Genomic DNA, 20,193 nt, shown 5'->3' on the forward strand with positions numbered 1-20,193 from the left:
ATCAACATGAATCTACATTTAAAAAATATTTTATTGTATGGATTAGCTTTGTTAACTGCCGCTTGTACTACTAAAGTTGAAAACAACAATATCTCTACAGCAAAACAACCCGTTGACTATGTGAATCCATACATGGGGAACATCAGCCACTTGCTGGTTCCTACATTTCCTACAATACACCTGCCTAATAGCTTATTGAGGGTATATCCAGAAAGAAGAGATTTTACTGGCGACAAATTAAGCGGGTTGCCACTTATTATCACGAGCCACAGAGGTAGCTCAGCTTTTAATTTAAGTCCATATCAGGGCGCTAAAAATGAAATTTCTCCAGTGGTTCATTACAGTTACGATAATGAAAAACTCACACCATTTTCTTATTATGTATATCTGGATGATGCAGAAATTGATGTAGATTTTGGATTGTCTCATCAGTCTGCAATGTATGAGATTGCTTTTAATAAAGATGAAGCAGCTTATTTGGTGTTAAACTCCCGCTCTGGTGAAATGAACTGGGATGGCAAAGCAGTTTCTGGTTATCAGAATTTGGCAAATAATACCAAGGTTTATATGTATATGGTAGTAGAAGAAACCCCATTAGCTGCTTTTGCTATTCAGGATAAAGCACAAATAGAAGCAGCAAAAGCCACAGGTAGAAACGCTGCCATAGTGTTGGAATATCCTCAATCTACTAAAAAATTACATGTTCGTTATGGCATCTCTTTTATCGATGTAGAACAGGCAAAAAAGAATATGGATCGTGAAGTAGAGGGTAAAGACATTGCTTCTTTGCAATCAGCAGCCAAAGATGTTTGGAATGAAGCACTTGGCAAAATCGCTATAAACGGAGGAAGGGAAGATGACCAAACTGTTTTCTATACTTCTTTGTATCGTTGCTTTGAGCGTCCGGTTTGTATTTCGGAAGATGGAAGATATTATAGTGCATTTGATGGAAGGGTACACGAAGATAATGGAAGACCGTTTTACACGGATGACTGGATTTGGGATTCTTACAGAGCACATCATCCATTAAGAGTTTTAATTGATCCAAAGAAGGAAGAGGACATAATTAATTCATTTGTTAACATGGCAGAGCAAATGGACCATTTCTGGATGCCAACCTTCCCAGAAATTACAGGAGACAGTCGAAGAATGAATTCTAACCATGGAGTTGCTTCAGTGATAGATGCTTACAGAAAAGGACTTCGTGGATTCGATTTGGAAAAAGCTTATGAAGCTTGTAAAGCAGGTATCACAGAAAAAACATTAGCGCCATGGTCTGGCAAACCTGCCGGAGAACTAGATCAGTTTTATAAAGATAAAGGGTACATTCCGGCTTTAAGAGAGGGTGAAAAAGAAACCATTCCAGAAGTACACGACTTCGAAAGTCGGCAGCCAGTAGCTGTAACTTTGGGTACATCTTACGATGAATGGTGTCTGGCTCAAATTGCCAAAGAATTAGGCAGGACTGCAGACTACGATTATTTTATGAAGCGCTCACTCAATTACCGTAACCTATACAACGAAGAGACCGGATTCTTCCATCCGAAAGACAAAAATGGAAAATTTATCGAACCATTCGATTATGTGTTTTCCGGAGGAATGGGAGCAAGAGGTTATTATGGTGAAAATAATGCCTGGATTTACCGTTGGGATGTACAGCACAATGTGAAGGATTTGATCAGCTTAATGGGTGGAAATACGGCTTTTGTAAATAATCTGGATGATATGTTTAATGCCTCTTTAGGAAGAAGCAAATACAGCTTTTATGCACAATTGCCAGACCATACTGGTAATGTTGGTCAGTTTTCTATGGCAAATGAACCTTCTTTACATATTCCATATTTGTATAATTACGCTGGTCAATCTTGGAAAACCCAAAAAAGAATTCATTCATTAATCGGTGAGTGGTTCAGAAATGATTTGATGGGAGTACCCGGTGATGAAGATGGTGGAGGAATGTCTGCTTTTGTAGTATTTTCTCAATTAGGTTTTTACCCTGTAACTCCGGGTTCTACTGAATATAACATTGGAAGTCCATTTTTTGAGAATGCTGTTGTCCATTTGGGTGATGGTAACGATTTTAAGATTGTAGCTAAAAACTTCAGTGAAGGTAATAAATACATCCAGTCAGCTAAATTGAATGGCAAAGAATGGAACAAACCGTTTTTCTCTCATGATGATATTAAAGATGGAGCTGTTTTAGAACTCTTTATGGGTGACAAGGCTAATAAATCTTGGGGAAAAGAATCTCTTTAAAAATAAAATTTAGTTTTCTTTTTTTCATAGAAGTCTTCCCAATTCGGGAAGACTTTTTTTTGGCTGTAAGGAAATCCTTGAATAAAAGAAAAGACCTGAGCTACAAGCAAATTATCACCATTCACTTAAGTATTCTATTGCATAACCAATAATTCCAACAACCAACCTTAGTTGTCACTCCACTGCCTCACCAACACAATAATGAGTAGCTATTGTCATCCCGGTCTGACTTAACAAAAATGTGGATTCTCTTTTGAAGAATTGAAATTATCCCCATTTAAGGAATCCATTGAATGATGAGCTGTTTTTTAGCCATTTTCGAAGCATTTTTTGAAAATGAGGAGGGGAAGCAATAAAGAAAAAATCGTTTCCAGCAAACAGATCGGGATACTATGCCCTTTTCAATATTAACCCGCCAAACCGGGCTTTTGAAAATAACAAAAATGAAAACTGATGTGGAAATTAACCACAAAAAACTTCACTTTAAAAAATCACCCCCAACAGAAATGCACTCTACAAGCAAAAAAAAATTGATAATGCACATGGATTCTCCTGAATCTAACCCTCATTAGGTTGGTTCAATATTGCCGTGTTGCCGTCTATGGGTTCTTTGACACTATAGGTCTAATCGTAATCCACCATAATTGGATGTATTAATGCAAATGATAAAATGAGCAAAGTTTTTCAATAACATGGGGCAATAACTTAATTTTAAAGAAAGTAAAAAATCATTTTGAAATTGGAATACTCACATAAGCTAATTATTGATAATGTCTGTAGGTTTATTGATTTAACCGAGCTTGAAAAACAGAAATATATTTCTTTACTTACAGAAGTAAAAGTAAAAAAGAAGGCATACCTAATGCAAGCAGGTGAAACTGCTAAATATGAGTATTTTATCACTAAAGGCTGCTTAAAAGTGTATACTTTAGATGTAGATGGCGCACCTCATGTATCTATGTTTGCCATTGAAGATTATTGGACTGGAGACATGGCTAGTTTTATTACTAAAGAGCCATCACACTATTTCATTAAAGCTATTGAGGACTCGGAATTATTAGGAATCTCTAGAGTTAATTATGATTTACTTTTTCAGGAAATACCCAAATTTGAAAAGTTTTATCGAATACTGTATCAAAGATCGCTCATAAGTTACATAAGACGTTCCAATCATAGCATATCCTTAACGGCAGAAGAAAGATATATCGAATTCAAAAAGAAATATCCAAAAATTGTCAATAGAATTACCCAGAAAGACTTAGCAGGCTACATTGGCATTACGCCAGAGTTTATGAGTAAGATTATTACGAAAGTCAATAGAATGTAAAAGTCTTAAACTAGTTCATTTTTTTTCATGTGTCCCTATCGGAATTTTGAAGCATGAAAAAAATAATAATCATTACATCATTTTTAACAATTGGTTTTGCAAACTATTTGCAGGCGCAATTTACCCAAATAGAACTGTTTTCTGGTTTTAATAAAACGGATTTTACGCTGTATTCAAGCTATCCAATAAATGAGGAAAATACGCTGAGCATTGCAACCCTTGCATTCTTTCAAAAATTCAATGATAAAGAGAATGAGAATTTTGATGAAGCAGGTGTACAACCCACACTATTCTGGAATATTAATGAGAATATTGCAATTGGTCCGTCTTTATATTACAACAGTATTGCAGGGTATTCGCAACGTTTGTCTGCAAAGTTCACACTAAAAAATTCACGAGTCTTATTCGTAATTATTCCTACCGTTGCCCATGCTCATTCTGAGCAAACGGACGCTGGCTATGCCGAAGGGTTCGCTCAATTTCAGTTCAACTCACCAATTAATGACAAAGTATCTCTTTGGTTAAATGGGCAGTTTTTAACTGTCTGGGATGAGTTTAAAACCCATTCCAGGAGTTTTCAGCAATTACGTACAGGAATATCATTCAAAGGACACCAAATTGGTATCGGTCTAGACTTTGACCAGTATGGACCTAACCCTATAGAAAAATCATCTTTCGGGTTGTATTACCGAAAAACTTTATAAACAATTTTAAATCTAAATCATTATGAAAAAATTAGTAAAAACACTTTTAACGACAAATCCAAACATTGGATTTAGCATAGCACGATTAACACTTGGTTTGGTAATATTTCCTCATGGTGCACAGAAATTACTAGGACTATTCGGAGGATATGGTTATTCGGCAACAATGGAAACATTTACAACACAAATGGGTCTGCCAGGTATTATAGCCTTTTTAGTAATAATGATTGAATTCTTTGGCTCTATTTCACTAATTCTGGGGCTCTTCAGCAGGTTCTGGGCATTGGCACTTACAGGAATGTTTATGGGTATCATTTTTACTACACAGTTAGAACATGGCTTCTTTATGAATTGGTTTGGTAATCAGGCAGGTGAAGGTTATGAATACTCTCTCCTTGTGATCGGTCTTGCCTTAACCATAATTGTAATTGGTAGTGGAAAATGGTCAATAGATAATTTAATCTCTAAAAAACATTTATTATGAAAAAAATAATCACAATAGCCGGGAGCAATAGTCAAAAATCTATCAATAAAAGTTTAATAACCTATACAAATAGTTTATTAGAAAATGTAGAAATTATTTCAATCGACTTAAACGATTATGTATTGCCTATTTATGGTGCTGATTTTGAAGCTGAAAATGGTATTCCAACTACGGTTAAAAGACTAGACGAGTTATTTAATACTGCCGATGGATTTATAGTATCACTCGCAGAACATAATGGGTCTTATGCTGCGGTATTCAAAAATACTATAGACTGCTATTTCTCCTTCCATAATCACTTTTTGTTTTAAAAGCTAGAACAACATCTATTTCTGGATAAACAGTAATATTTTGTCCTAAAGCACCTTGAGCTGAATAAGCATTTTTTAGTCTAGAGTCTTCTGTGTTTTCTATTAACCACGACATATATAGCTACTCTGTGGGTGTACCTCCCCAAATATTGCACAGCTGACATTGAACTTCCCCATGGCTTTTTGGCATCCAAATTCCAGGCCTTTTTATAGACCAATCTCTTTAAGGTAATAATGAGTTTAGTAAAGATTTCATCCTTAGTAGGGTACTCTGTCTTTAAATGGAGACATCTCATTTTTTATGAGGAATATGATTTTTCCAAGATTGACCGACCTATGAAAACATAATTAAAATGTAAGAAATCAACATTTTAAGCTTTAAAACCAATTTTATAAAACTCACACTATTAGGTGTTTAACCTATTCTATTTGACAGTCTTGCAGGAAGACTCAAGTATTATTAAAATATTACAACTTTAACTGCGTTTTTTTATATTTAAACTCAATATATATTTATGATTCTACTCAAAAGTTGGCTTTTTAAGTATCCTAAGAAGTACCTTGTTGCTTTTTTAATTTTAATCTTACCATTACTCAGTCATGCACAGTTTACAGGGGTTTATTCCTCAAGTAATTGGGTATTTACCTCTCAGGATTTGTCAGGAATGCAGGCCGATGGTTCTATTGACCTTTCTAATATGCCTGTAGGTTTTACATTGACAGGAAATGATGATGATCTTTCAGGGGCAAATTCTCGTTACTCTATTAATATTCCTGAAGACGGAACACTCAAGTTTAAATGGAGCTATGAAACAGACGATGGCCCTGACTATGATAGGGCTGGTTACATTCTAAATGGTTCATTTATAGAATTGTCGGATCCATCAGGTTCCACCACCCAAAGTGGTGAAACATCGGTAATAGTTTCTAAAGGAGATCAGTTTGCTTTTGTTGTTGATGCTACTGATGCCTGCTGCGGGAGAGGTTGGATTACAATTGATGGATTTAGTACTTCAGACAACACTCCTCCTACGTTAGACGCAATTCCAGATATAATTAGTCCTGTAAATTCAGGCCAAATTGATTTAGACTTAACTGGTATAACTGCCGGAATTCTAGAACCTTCTCAAACAGTTGCAATATCTGCTTCATCAAGTAATACCTCTGTGATACCAAATCCCACAATTACTTATACTTCTCCTGATGCAACTGGCGTATTATCCTTTACACCGGTGACAGATGCCTTTGGTGATGCAGTAATTACTGTAAATATTCAGGATGATGGTGGCGCTGTAAATGGTAGTGTGGATAATATTGACATAGTTTTTAAAGTTTCAATTACAAGCAATTTTCCACCAACTATTGATCAACTTTCAGATGCTGACATAGCTATCAATGAAGTTTTGAGTTTAAGTTTATCTGGTATTTCTGCTGGAGATGGAGAAAGCCAAACGATAAGTATTAGTGCAACATCTTCCGATCAAAGTGTGGTTGCAGATGGCGATATTAATTTAATTTATACTAGCCCTAATACTGGAGGGACTTTAGAAATAACGCCAATAGCAAATGCTTCCGGTCAAACCACAATAACTGTAACCGTTTCTGATGATGGAGGAACAACTAATAACGGAAAAAACGAAACTTCAATTGATTTTATTCTGACGGTAAATCCTAATAATGCACCAATAATAAATTCAATAAATAATTTAGATCTATTCATTAACGCTTCTAACCAAATAATTGACTTAAGTGGTATTGCTGACGGTGACCCCTCAGTAAGTCAATCCCTTATTATATCAGCAACCTCAGACAATACTGCTCTAATTCCTGACCCAGTGGTAAGCTATACTTCTCCAAATGAGACTGGAACTTTATCTTTCACACCATTGGCTGACCAATTTGGTAAGGCTACTATCACTGTCACCTTAACAGATAATGCAGGATCAAGTAATGGAGGATCTAATGAAACTATTAGAGTGTTTGATGTTAATGTATCAGGTAATTTCCAACCTAAAATAGATGCGCTTGGAAATATAGTTATGGGTATTAACGAACCAATTCGAACAGTCAATTTATCTGGAATTAGTGCAGGCGTTTTGTCAAATGCTGAAACAATAACTGTATCAGCCGCTACAAACAATTCCTCTGTGGTTAATATGTCTGGTGTTAACGTTGATTACACAGATCCAAACTCTACGGGAACTGTGACTATATCTCCAGTCACGGACGCGATTGGTGAATCTACTATTACAGTAAGTGTGTCAGATGATGGGGGTACAGCTAATGGTGGTAAAGATAAAATTGATGAAACATTCATTGTAAGAGTTGTAGCCAACAGAACCCCTGAGCTAAACGAACTCCCTGATATCGGACTTGACGTTAATGCTTCGGAACAGATTATAAATTTGTCTGGCATTTCCTCTGGAGAAACTTCAGACTATCAATCATTAAATGTAGAGGTTAGCTCAAATAATACAGCACTTATTCCAACACCCTCTGTAACATACTCAAGCCCCAACAATACAGGGACAATAACATTTACTCCTGTTACAGATGCAACTGGAATTGCTACTATCACCGTTACAGTTACAGATGATGGAGGAACGCTTGGCGGTGGTCAAAATAGCATTTCAAAAACTTTTGATATTTCAGTAACGGGTAACCAACCACCGACACTCGATGCTATAGTAGATCATTCCCAGAGATCATTTTCCAACTTTTCAATTGATCTTTCAGGGATATCGGATGGCACTGGTTTTTCTCAAAACATAACGGTTACAGCAACTTCTGACAACCCTTCAATAATTCCAAACCCTACTGTGAATTATACAAACGGAGATGCAACTGGATCATTAGATTTTGAACCAACTGGCTTTGGTGATGCGGTGATTACAGTTACAGTAATGGATGATGGCGGCACCAATAATGGTGGTGTAGATATTTTCGTTCGTACTTTCAATATTCACCTCGGAGAAAATACCCCTCCATATTTTCAAGACTGGGATACAAGTGATGACTTAGATGGACAAATTTACTATCTCCATAATGGTCAAGGTGAGCAAGCCAAACTTTTTGCGGTGGATGATGATGATGATAATATCGTAAGTGTAACAGCCAGTGGAGATAATCCAGCATTAGAGGATATTCTTTCTATTAGCTATATGCCAGGTAGTTTTATTGGTGGCATGATATTTAACCCAATTTCAGGTCAAACTGGAACAGTTAATTTTGAAATCTCTATTATGGACGATGGTGGTACTGCAAACAATGGAATTGACACACGTGTCTCCACTATCACGGCCGTTGTAACAGAACCTGCCATATATTCTGGCACGTTATCTACAGATGCTTTTGAGAATCATATTCAGGCATTTACATTGAGCCAGGCAGGATTAGTATATATCAATAATTTAAGTGGCGATATTGATGCGTACTTTGATTTATACATCGACTCGTTTGACCCAACAAACCCAACAGTGAATAGACTTGGAAGCGGCTTCGAATTGATTGCTGAACTGTCAAAGGATAAGCAATATATTCTGGTGACAACAAATGATAGTGGTGATCCTGGATCATTTACTAATGGAATAGGAGTTTTAGATGGTATTGTAAGTTTCGGATTTTTGCCTAATGTGGATTTCATTAGTGATATAGCTTTAGATGAAGATAATACTATTGTTGTACCACTTACAGGAGTTTCAGATGGAAATGGTAATACAAACAATCTTACACTTAACGCTTTGGCCGATGAACCATCCGAGCTTAGCTTTAATTTGACGAATAATAATGACGGAACAGCCAATTTAGAGATTATTCCTGCACTTAATATACATGGTGTGTTTGATGTTACCCTAACTGTAACTGGATCAAATGGAAATACATTTGACAGAAGTTTTGAGGTAACTGTAAATTCCGTTAATGATACACCAATAGTGTCTAATGCTATTTTGAATCAAAATTATGATTTAGGTTTTGGTTCTGTAGAATTTGATTTATCAACTGTATTTAGTGATGTGGATGTTTCTGATGTATTGACTTACTCAGCAACGACAACCAGCACGGGTGTTATAGAAGTTTCTGAATCTAGTGGAATCCTTACAATCACTGAAGTGGGTCTTGGTGAAACTACTGTATTACTTACAGCTAGTGATGGAATTGCACCGGCCATTAATACTGCCTTTGTAGTTACAGTAAGTAAGTTAAGCCAGACCATAAATTTTGAAGCTTTGGGGGAAGTTACTTTCGGAGATACTGCGTTTGATCTTACGGCAACAGCTTCGTCCGGTCTTGATGTTACCTTCATCAGCTCTGATATTAACGTTGCCACTATTTCAGGGGCAACCGTAACAATTGTAGGCGCAGGAACTACAACAATTACAGCTTTACAAGAAGGTGATGACACATATAATGTAGCATTTAGTATTGATCAGGATTTAGTTGTTAATCAGGCAGAGGCCACCGTAACATTGACTGACTTAGTACAGGTATTTGACGGAACTGCTAAATCACCAACTGTGACTACTAACCCTGCTGGCCTATCTGTCAACTTAAAATTTGATGACAATGCCACTGTACCTAGCAGCACTGGCACTTATACAGTTGTTGCCACAATAGATGACACTAACTATAGTGGTAGTGCCACAGAAAAATTTATAATTGAAACAGAAACAGTAACTGGCTTGGTTAATGACTTGCAGACTGCGTTAAATATTTTTCCTAACCCTGCGGCAGAGGTTATTAGAATAATAACAAATGAGCCTGTTGCCTCTGTTAGTATCTATGATTTGAAAGGCAATAAGATTGTTGAATTGTTAGAGTACAATAGCGAGGAGCCGGTACAAATTGGAGATCTGAAATCTGGTATTTATGTTGTTTACATTAAAACAAATACTCAGACAACTCACCAAAAACTTGTTAAGCAATAGTCAATTCTTTAAGGGGGAGACTTGTTCTCCCCTATTTTTCCAACATAATTTATGAAATATGCGAATCAACAGTTAAAAACCAAGTAAAATCAAAATAGCAGCAGTAGCTTTATCAAAGACATGTATCTTGAGTCCCTTTGAGAACAAACTTTTGAAGCATTTTGAATATTAACTTTTTCGTTAATCCAATTAAAAAAGGCTTCAATTGACTGTCTGACACTAGAAACGGCTCTTTCATAGGGTGCAGGTCAAATTTCTATGTAAGGACATTCACCAATTTTAACTATGAGCCACATGGCTCATAGTTAAAATTCTCAAACTTTTTCAATTATTTTTTCTCCAAAACTACTACTGTAGCTATGCCATCCGGGGCAGTTTCGGGCAGGCTCACATTCAAAAAGGAAGCATCTGTATTCAATTCCAAAGAACTTTTGTCAGCCAATAAATACGCTTTGGAGATGTCTCCAATTGCCTTATCGATCTGAAGATTGCCGTTTTCCGGCCAATTGAATACATGAGCATATATCTTATCGCCTTTTTGGGTAAATCTTCCCCATTTGGGTTTTGCTAACGGGCTGGCACTGGAACCGTAAATGGACTCACTGTTTTTGGCCATCCATTTTCCCATGGCTTTCAATCTTTCTACACTCGGAGCCGGAATTTTTCCTTCAGCAGTTGGACCTACATTGAGCAAAAAATTGCCTCCTTTAGATACAATATCGATTAAATTTTGAATAAGTACGGTATCTGATTTCCAATTGTGGTCGAAAGATTTATATCCCCAGGTGTCATTCATGGTCATGCATGATTCCCAATCTGTACCAGGCATTCCGGTGTCTGGAATTTCCTGCTCAGGAGTGCCAAAGTCTCCGGCAAATACCCCTTCTGCATTAAAACCACTCATCCCCTGTCTACCTTTATCTACCCTATTGTTAACAATTACTTCAGGATTGATTTCCGAAATGAATTGATACATCTCCTTACCCATTTCTGTTTTGTAAGCGGGAATCCATTCCCCATCAAACCAGATAATTTTCACGCCATCATATTTGGTCAATAGTTCTTTAACCTGTGGTTTCAAGTAGTTTTTATAGTACTGGGAAAATTCAGGATTTTCCAGCGTATCTTTCCTGGATTTATTGTAATTGGGTTCCCAAATTGCCTGTGCCTGAGGATGATGCCAGTCCATAATGGAATGGTAAAAACCCAATGCAATCCCCTGTTTTTTACAGGCTTTAGCCAGTTCTTCCAAAATATCCCGTTTATAGGGAGAAAAATCCATAATATCATAATCCGTTATTTTCGAATCCCATAAACAAAACCCATCATGGTGCTTGGTAGTGATCACAATATATTTCATTCCGGCTTCTTTCATCAGAGCAGCCCATTCCTCTGCATTAAAATCTACTGGGTTGAATTGCTTGGAATATTCTTCATATTCTTTAATGGGAATATGCAAATCATTCATGATCCATTCGCCAATATGATCAGTTTTTACACCTTTATGTTCACCAGCAGGAATGGCATAAGGTCCCCAATGCACAAACATGCCAAATCGGGCATCACGCCACCATTCCATTTTATCCATCACATCAGTAGTTTCTTCAGCAGGTTTTTCATCCTTTTTTTGCTCAGAGGAGGCACAACCCAACACGTTCAAGAGTAATGTTCCTAATAAAATATGCAGTAAGTTATTTTTCATAATATAAAAGATAAAGCAAAATTAATTTTTCTGTAAAAAGGTGTCGATTTTCTTTAAATTTAGAAATAAATAAGGAAAGAAAATTATTGCAGAACAGCCAAAAACTATGTTTTTTTGATTAGTTATTTAAAATATCCTTTCACCATTTCATTTTCCTCTTCGGCCATCTGTTTTAATTTCTGGAGTACTTCAGGATTGGTTTAATTTAGCTTTTCCACCCAGGGTAAAATTGGAGCAATATCCCAATCCGATTCGGATATTTTTGCAGAATCTCCTATTTCGGCTAAACCCTGCATCAGATCAGATTTTAGCTCTTTTAGCAGGCTTTGAAACTCTTGATTATTAGCCAGGTTATTCATTTCCCAAGGATCTTCTTCCATATTGAATAATTGAACCGGTTGCCGCCCATCCACCTGATAAGTCAATAGTTTATATTCATCCTTTTTTATAGCCCTTTGCTGACTTTTGTAAGCACACACAGCTTGTTCCCTACCCGTTTTATCTTCTCCCTTTATTATTGGGAAAAGACTTTGACCATCCACCGTATTCGGAATTTCCAAACCAGCCATTTCACTTAATGTAGGAAAAATGTCAATCAGGTAGGTAAAGGCATTCGTCTTCTTGTTTTTTGGAATGGAAGGACCCGCCATAATAAGTGGTACTCTAATAGAGTGTTCATACAAATTTTGTTTACCCATCAGTCCGTGTTGGCCCATAGCAATGCCATTATCAGCCGAAAAAATGATGTAAGTGTTTTCCGCTTTACCCGATTTTTCCAAGGCTGCTAAAATTCTTCCCACTTCATGATCCAGATGCGTCACCATGGCATAATATGCTGCCAGGTGCATATTAATTTCCTCCTTTTCCCTGGGGATTTCTGTTAACCATTCATCCCAAATATTCAACTCTCCATTATCGAATGGGTGTTCCGGCAAAAAGTTAGGCATTTTACCAACCTGTGCAGGATCATACATTTTAATATATTTTTCAGGTACCTGTTTAGGGTCGTGAGGAGCCTGAAAAGCTACATACATGAAAAAAGGATCTTCGGAGTGATAATTTTCCAAAAAATTGATGGCTGCATCTGCATAGATTTCTGTAGAATGCTTTTTTTCATGGAAAACTTTCTCATTGGAATATTTCCCAGAATGACTAGTGCCAAAATAGCCTTACAGTTTTAGCTTCTTCGGGAATACTCCCAGATCGCTTCCTTTTTCTTAAAACAAAGACATATTTTTCAAAATTCCAGTACTTATAATTGATCAATTATTGCCGTAGATTATTCTTTTCTTTCTCCCTTTTGGCTTATTTTATTAAAGTTAAGATTTTTACCAAATTTTATAAAAGTTGAACTAGGTTTTTAGTTGATTGTTTGGGTGGCGAAAAATTGTGAATTTCGTAATGGTTTATTGGAAAGTGGGGAGGAGAAGCAAGAAGGACTTTTGTGTCACAAATATCAATTTTTATTCAGAAAGTATGCGATACAATTCCAGGTTTAAATAATAATGATGGCCTTGAATTTCTTTTTTTTCAAGCACTTTTATCTCACATAGTCTATTTAAGTAATCTCTTGCTGTATTTTCTGAATAAATACTTTGATCTACTAAATGTTTTACCTTAATAAAGGGTTGGGTAAACAAGAATTCAATTAAGCGTTCTACATCCCTAAATTTTAACTCACTTTTTTTCACATAGTCGAGGATAGCATCTTTAGTGGATACGATATCATTAATTTTATTAAAGGTAATATTGGATGTCACCTCTATAGCCTTTAACATGAATAGAAACCAACTTCTCCAATCACCTCTTTGAGAAATACCCATCAATCCCGAGTAATAACCATTTTTATGATCTAAAATATATTTACTTAAAAATAATATTGGAACATCTAGCAATCCTTTATTGGTCAAATAATGGATATTAAAGACACGCCCGGTTCTGCCATTGCCATCTGAAAAAGGATGTATGGCTTCAAATTGAAAATGGGCAATAGCCATCTTTATCAAATGATCAATTTTATATTGCTCATCATCATTTAGGAAATCCACAAGGTTTTGAAGTTTATGCTCAAGTATGGATTTTCTCCTGGGAGGAGTATAAATCACATTCCCGGCATTTGCTCCTGAACCCCCTTGCAGGATAGTAGTATTTGAAAATTCAGGCCTAATTCCTACACTTGTTTGTTTGATTTCCTGAAAAACTTTAATAAAGTAATCTTGTGAAAACTGTCTGTTTTCTTTTAAATATTTATAGCCGAACCAAAGTGCCTCTCTGTATCTTAAGACCTCTTTAGAAGGTCCACTACTTCCTGTTTGATGATCACTATAGGCTTTGTATAACTCATCGTCAGTAGTAAAAATATTCTCAATTTCACTGGAAATTTTTGCTTCTTGTAAAGTAATAGTATTGATCAATAATCCTTGATTGGGAATAACGGTGCTCCTACCATGAAGCCTGGCTAAAGCTGCTTTCGCATTTCCCAAATTCTCAAGAACCTCTATAGTTTTATAGAGTTTTTCATTAATGGGTAATAAAGGTAGATTATTCCATGGAATATTTCGGTCAGGATTAATTGGGTAAAGTATATTAGGCATTAATTATCTTTCTTTTTAATGTTTACTCAAATACTATCCTCAAAATTAATGTATTCCAAACAACTAAACATTAAAATTCAGTATTTTTAATGTTTGTGGATTCATTTGAAAATTATTGATTCCTGATAAACTTTATTATACCAATCCTGCCAAACATATCAGCTATTAATAATACTCATACTCAAAATGGTCTGGTATAAGATATCCTTCTGTATCCGTTAGCAGGCCATTTTCATTATAGACGTATTTAACCGTTTCTTTTTGTTCTTCATTGTCATAGCGGGTGTAGGAAATTACATTTTTTTGTTCATCAAACTCATACTCAAATCTGTAATTCCATTTGCTTTTTTTTCCGTCCTTTTTTACCTCCCAGCCGTAGTATTTTTCTTTATGAAATTTGGTGATAAATTCTGTAGTGCTTTGGCGGTAAAGTTTGTTATTGATGTACCAATCCCTAATTTGTTTCTTGCCTTTATTTTCAAAAGTATCTACAAAATCTAGGGTTCCATCAGCATTGTATTTTGTAAGCTTAATTAATTCCTCTCCATCATATTTTAAGTCATATTTAGAAACCTCCAACTTTGGTTGGTTTCCTTTAGGCATTAATTGTTTGGGATCAATACCCATATTTTTTAGCCTTGCAATCTCCTCTTTATTAGGTTTTGAATTTTTAGTGGTATCTGCCATGGAAATTAATTTTCCAGATTGGTTGTATTTATAGTGGGTTGTTCTGGTACTTGTGCCCAGGTTTAATTTGATTTCATATTTCACTAACCTGAAACCTCTCAAAATTATAATTTCTCAGCAGAATATTGGGCAAAAAAGGATCGAAATCGAGATTAAGGCTTTCCAAGAAAAACATAATTTAAAATTAAGGACAACTTGGTTTTATTTTATTGCTTTTCATAATAGTGGAAAAAAACCACTTTACAAAAAGTCAAATAGTCTAAATTTTCACGAAGAATTACATGTTTTTAACATTCCTACTAAGAATAACAGTTTTTTGAAAGCAGAATTTTCGACATCATATGACATTTGGTCAGCATCTTTCAAAAATCCAAAACTAAAAATTGAGAACCTTCAAATTATTCCAAATGCTTAAACAATACCTTTCCTATTTCATGTTAATCACTTTTGTTTATGGTTGTAATGTCAACTATCAAGTAACAAAAGACAAAGGTTCTAATCCACCAAAATTGAATATGAACCACCTCCAATGGGGGTAATTATACCTTCAGTAGTATTAACTAGAAGTGTTTTTTTTTATCCTAAAAAGGGAAAAACAACATAAAAAAACAGAACTAGTAAATAATATATTATTTAAAGCATATCCATTTATAGAAAGAAAAACATAAAAAAACATACTCCCTGAAATAATTGCCCCAAGATTTAATACTTCTAAGTTTCTTATTGCTGTAACATGAAATTGAACTGGTTTAGCAATAAATACTACACTCAGTATAATAAAACATAAACTAAACCAAATGCGGATTTCTGAAACTAAAATCCCAGCAAATAAAAGCAATGATATAATTAAAATAGATATCGTTTTATTCATGACCCCCTAATCTATCCCTAAGTGTTGCTATAACTGTTTTCTGACCACTTGAATTACGTGAAAATTTTTGGTATTGATGATTTAATTTAAAAGATGTTCCTGCAAAATTGGTTCTGTCATGGTGATTACGGATCCCTGTCCCTATAACAAAACCTGTTCCAATTCCAGCTGACACCTGCCAAGGCGCCTTAATTCCAACTACCACACCAACAGCAGCAAGTCTATTAGCCCCCTCATTTGATACAGCATGTCCAACTCCTCGTTCATTAATGCTAAGGTTCATTTCTGATATTAATGCTTGTCCATAACTACTAACTGTCCTTTCTTGATTTGCAAGACTAATATTTTTTGTGCCATCATTACCGTATAAGTTAGATTCAGTCTGTGTCTCCCCTATTTGAACTTCACCTTCTGATGTATTAACCATTGTCGTAGTTTCTCTTGAAGTCTCTATTGATTCAGTTGATGTTGTAACTTGAGGATCAAGTTTACCATTTTTATCAATTCCAGGAGTAATAGTAACTGAATTGGTTGTCACAAAAGTCTCTGTAATATACTTCGTAATGGCTCCATCTTTAACAATATTGCTAACTGTTGTTGTGCTTGTAGTTGTTATTGTCACAGAGTTTTCTCCAACTGAATAGGTAGATATCGTCTCATTTTCGTATACTTTATCATCTGGCCCCATCCCCATAAAATCTGTATACCTAATAGGGTTATTAGCAGCATATACAAAAGGTGATTGAAAAGAATAATCTTCTGCCAATGGGTCAAGTGTTGTAAATCGAGCGATTGCTTGGTCGTACATTCTAAATCCATAGTCGGACCAATTCAACCCAAACTCTTCCTGTTTTTCTTTTCCGTTGTACTGAAACAAATGATCAGGGTTACCTTTTTTCTCTATGCCAGCCATGTTCAAGCCGAAAGGATAGTAATGATTCTCCTGAACAATTACAGTTTCATGAGTAACTTCAATATTATCAAACCAAACATCAGTTTCACTTTCATTAGCCACAAAAACCTTTGCGTAACCACTGTGACCGGCCAATAATCCGGTTACATTATACTCCTGCCAGTTGTTTTTGGAATTTGTAGTGATTTGAACATGCCCTTGTTGAACTGGTTGATTATTTTCATTATAGAAAATGATCTGCAAATAAGCATTAGGTATAGTAGATTGACTTTGTGTAGGTTTATAAGCATTTATACCAGCTCCCAGGTTACCATATTGGCTGCCCGTTTCCGATCCAGTTGAGCCAAAATTAGCATTAAAAAAGGATGTCCATGCACTACTTGAGCTGCTACTTGCATCTGTTAAATACTTTGCAAGTACCTTTAAACTAATTTTATCTCCTTTACTTATCTTCAATTCTTTATAAGGTCCAATGGGATTAGTTAGTGCATTTAGTTTCGCAGCATAAGTCCCTTCATATTTTTGCTCATTATTTCTGGTTTCCGTAATATTTAAAAATATATTCTCTTCCTCCTCTCCGGTTTCCATTGTAGCCTTATACTGTAATGCGCCCTCTCTAAAGGATACCCTTAAGTTACCCAAATGATCCTTATAGTGATATTCATAAACAAAGCCAGTGGCATTTTCCTGTGGTAGTGCTTCCTTAGGCAATACTCTACCTTCATCCATATGCATGAATTGAAGTTGGTTATCTTCAAATACAAACCCTCCTATGTAATCAGTTACCTTCAAAGTTCCTTCATCATTTACAGTTTTTCTTAATTTTATGCCTGCTGCATCATAAAGATATTCAATGTATTTATTAACCCCAAAACTTACTTTTGAAGGCAAGTTTAAATGATTATATTCAATATTAGTTATCCCCTTATTCTTATCTACAAACATATTTCCATTAGGATCATAAGTATAATCATCACCTGAGGTATTGCCATCAATAAAATCTCCTGCAGGATGCTCATTATTTGTAGCATTATCTGAAACAGTTTTCAATTGATTTCCATCATAGGTATAAGACAATTTGTCAATATCTCCAAAAACTCTTGAAATACTGTTGTCTCCATCATACTCTGTGAGCCCTTTTCTATCAAGACTTAATATGTTACCATTTCCATCATAGGTTATATTATTAACAGTGTAGTTTTCAATTGAATTGGTGATATCATCACTATATGTCGCTGATTTTAGCCTACTCGCTTTATCATAAGTATAAGCATAAGCTCTTTGGGCATCACTTGATCCTGTTTTCCATTTTATTCCAGCTATATCACCATTATATTGTGGTGCTCCAAATCCACTTTCATAAAACAATTCCATCCCAAACAAATCATCATTTGTAGTCCCTGCTAATGCTGCATCATTAATCTTGGTAAGCCAACCTCTAATATTATAAGTATAATTAATGGTTTGGGTTGCCCTGGAACCTAATGTATTGGATAGTCCTAATATTTTTTCTTTCAACTCATCCAATTCATTAAAATTATTTTTAGCAATCACTTCCCAAGCCTCATTATTTATTTTTTGATGGATTTCTTTTATTCTTCCTGCATGATCAAAAACAAAGGTTTTCAGGATTTTTAAATCAGTATAATTTGTCCCTGTATTGGTATGGTGTAAATAAGTAGCTCTTGCTCTTCCAGCAAAATCATATTGGGTAGTCAATATTTCTTCTCCACCTAACAAATTATCTGATTGCGTTTGGATTACTCTCCCTCTTTTATCATAAAAGGTTACTGTATTGATCCAATCATTAGTTCCTATAACCCGTACTCTTGAACCTGTCATCATTCCTTTTACTTTATTTTCTACTACTACAGGTATTAAATCAGAACCATTTCTTGAACCAGCAGGCAGGTGGGTGTTTGCATCTGCTAAAGCGGAAGTATAAGCATTTCCTGATCCTTGTGTAAAAGCTCTATTGGTAAAGGAATAATCATCATAATAAGTTAAAGTCAGTACCTCATCACTTCCTCCTAATACAGGAAAAGTACTATCCGTATACCCACAAATACCATTGGGAGCACTACTAGTTGTACAATTTGCAGTACTTTTTACTACAAAATAATTGGAAGTACTATGAGCATCCATATTACTCTGCATTGTTGCTCTGCTTTTTTTACTAGCATCTTTATGAGTCCCGGTGATAACTGCCCGGTTAAATTGATCATACTTTGTAAAACTCCATTCATAAACACTTTTGGCAGAACCATCAGGGTTTTTCCTCTGGTTAGCATCTTGTGTCATCACCAGTCTATCCAATTGATCATAAACCATAAATATGGTTCCCGACCCAGGCACTATTTTTTCTACCAAACGCTGCCGTGCATCATATTTATAACGGAACATATATTTCAACACAGCCGTATTTACAATCCATCCATTTGAAAAAAGTGTTTTCACTCCTTCAGGAGGAATTACAAACCTAAGGTTATTGAAATCGTCATAAATGTAATAAGTCCACAAGTATGCATTGTTCCCCGTTCCTTCTATTGCTACTTTCTTTAAAACTACATTGCCTCTTTTATCTTTAAATTCCAGTGTAGCATTCCCATTTTCATCTGTGACTTTGCTTACAAATAATTCTCCTGGTTTATAAAGATCTCCACTTACTGGATTATCATTCACAATATCCCACTCAAATATTTCATCTGCTTTATAACTAGAAATATAAGCCTCAAAAGAATTTCCACTGGTAGCTGTAAACTCAAATTCATTTTGTAACTCAATTGATCCTGTTGCAGTATAAACATTATTCTTCTCAGAATCGGCATCTGCAGGAAGATTAATAGTTGAAATATCATTGACCACCACATTTGTGGAATAATCATATATTACTTTTTTATCTGCTCCTACCCAGGCATCACCTGGTGCAGCTGTAAAAAGTACCCTATTCAAAGGAGATTTTTCTAATTCTTGATGGCTATAGTAATAATTAGTATTTGCAATGTTATCATTAGAACTATTGTAGAATGTGGATAACTCTGAAACAGGACTTGATCTATAGGTCCCATTTGTTGCTCCATTTTGAACATATGGTAGAAATTGTAAAGGCTGATGGCCGTATTGGTCATATTCCATATGCTGGATAATATCATTCCCCCCAGCTGAACCCCTTCTAATTATGGTTTGAATTGGTCTCCCAAGTCCATCCACAATCTGAGTGGTGGTTTCTACATGGTCTTTATTTATATCAGTCATCACATTCGAGGGAACAGAACTCACCTTTTTATTAAAACTATGTGTCCTTACATAGTTCTGATTAGATTGTGCTTTTCCCAGGATAGGTAGTAAAACTATAAACATCAACCCTATCCAGTTCTTTATATTTTTATTGTCCATTTTATTTGAATTTCAGTCGGTGA

At 35.4% G+C, this 20,193-nt stretch carries 10 protein-coding genes and 2 pseudogenes; 6 read left to right on the forward strand and 6 right to left on the reverse strand.

Translation table 11 applies throughout. The features are described 5' to 3' along the window. Positions 1-6: 6 nt before the first annotated feature. From A3EM_RS42880 to A3EM_RS42885, 5 genes are all read left to right on the forward strand, one after another. Positions 7-2,256, forward strand: coding sequence for a GH92 family glycosyl hydrolase (locus A3EM_RS42880; RefSeq protein ID WP_020529758.1), 2,250 nt, complete (start codon positions 7-9; stop codon positions 2,254-2,256). 739 nt (positions 2,257-2,995) lie between these two features. After that, entirely contained in the window at positions 2,996-3,583 is a 588-nt protein-coding gene (locus A3EM_RS0118650) for a Crp/Fnr family transcriptional regulator (RefSeq protein WP_211211990.1), read from the forward strand. Positions 3,584-3,636: 53 nt separating this feature from the next. Next, positions 3,637-4,287, forward strand: coding sequence for a hypothetical protein (locus A3EM_RS0118655; RefSeq protein WP_020529762.1), 651 nt, complete (start codon positions 3,637-3,639; stop codon positions 4,285-4,287). Positions 4,288-4,309: 22 nt separating this feature from the next. Further along, on the forward strand, positions 4,310-4,771 hold the full coding sequence (locus A3EM_RS0118660; protein WP_020529763.1) for a DoxX family protein: 462 nt from the start codon (positions 4,310-4,312) through the stop codon (positions 4,769-4,771). Then, positions 4,768-5,082, forward strand: a complete 315-nt coding sequence (locus tag A3EM_RS42885; protein WP_020529764.1) for an NADPH-dependent FMN reductase — start codon at positions 4,768-4,770, stop codon at positions 5,080-5,082. The genes A3EM_RS0118660 and A3EM_RS42885 overlap by 4 nt, the downstream gene beginning before the upstream one ends. 116 nt (positions 5,083-5,198) lie before the next feature. Here the strand turns inward: A3EM_RS42885 and A3EM_RS48515 are convergent. Next, positions 5,199-5,333: pseudogene (locus A3EM_RS48515) on the reverse strand (transposase); the annotation flags it as partial. A gap of 264 nt (positions 5,334-5,597) precedes the next feature. Here A3EM_RS48515 and A3EM_RS0118670 point away from each other — a divergent pair. Further along, on the forward strand, positions 5,598-10,007 hold the full coding sequence (locus A3EM_RS0118670; protein WP_020529765.1) for an MBG domain-containing protein: 4,410 nt from the start codon (positions 5,598-5,600) through the stop codon (positions 10,005-10,007). A 328-nt stretch (positions 10,008-10,335) separates the two neighbouring features. Here A3EM_RS0118670 and A3EM_RS0118680 read toward each other — a convergent pair whose 3' ends face one another. From A3EM_RS0118680 to A3EM_RS0118705, 5 genes and pseudogenes are all read right to left on the reverse strand, one after another. After that, on the reverse strand, positions 10,336-11,709 hold the full coding sequence (locus tag A3EM_RS0118680; protein ID WP_020529767.1) for an alpha-L-fucosidase: 1,374 nt from the start codon (positions 11,707-11,709) through the stop codon (positions 10,336-10,338). A gap of 200 nt (positions 11,710-11,909) precedes the next feature. Next, positions 11,910-12,827 (reverse strand): annotated as a pseudogene (locus tag A3EM_RS48455) (sulfatase-like hydrolase/transferase); the annotation flags it as partial. A gap of 345 nt (positions 12,828-13,172) precedes the next feature. After that, positions 13,173-14,303 (reverse strand): Fic family protein, encoded by a 1,131-nt coding sequence (locus tag A3EM_RS0118690; RefSeq protein WP_020529769.1) that lies wholly within the window; start codon positions 14,301-14,303, stop codon positions 13,173-13,175. A 165-nt stretch (positions 14,304-14,468) separates the two neighbouring features. Further along, positions 14,469-15,074, reverse strand: coding sequence for a hypothetical protein (locus tag A3EM_RS0118695; RefSeq protein ID WP_020529770.1), 606 nt, complete (start codon positions 15,072-15,074; stop codon positions 14,469-14,471). A 779-nt stretch (positions 15,075-15,853) separates the two neighbouring features. Continuing rightward, complete coding sequence (locus tag A3EM_RS0118705; protein ID WP_020529773.1) at positions 15,854-20,170, reverse strand: DUF6443 domain-containing protein; 4,317 nt, start codon at positions 20,168-20,170, stop codon at positions 15,854-15,856. Positions 20,171-20,193 lie beyond the last annotated feature (23 nt).

It is taken from the genome of Flexithrix dorotheae DSM 6795 (genome assembly GCF_000379765.1).
Classification (GTDB): domain Bacteria; phylum Bacteroidota; class Bacteroidia; order Cytophagales; family Flammeovirgaceae; genus Flexithrix; species Flexithrix dorotheae.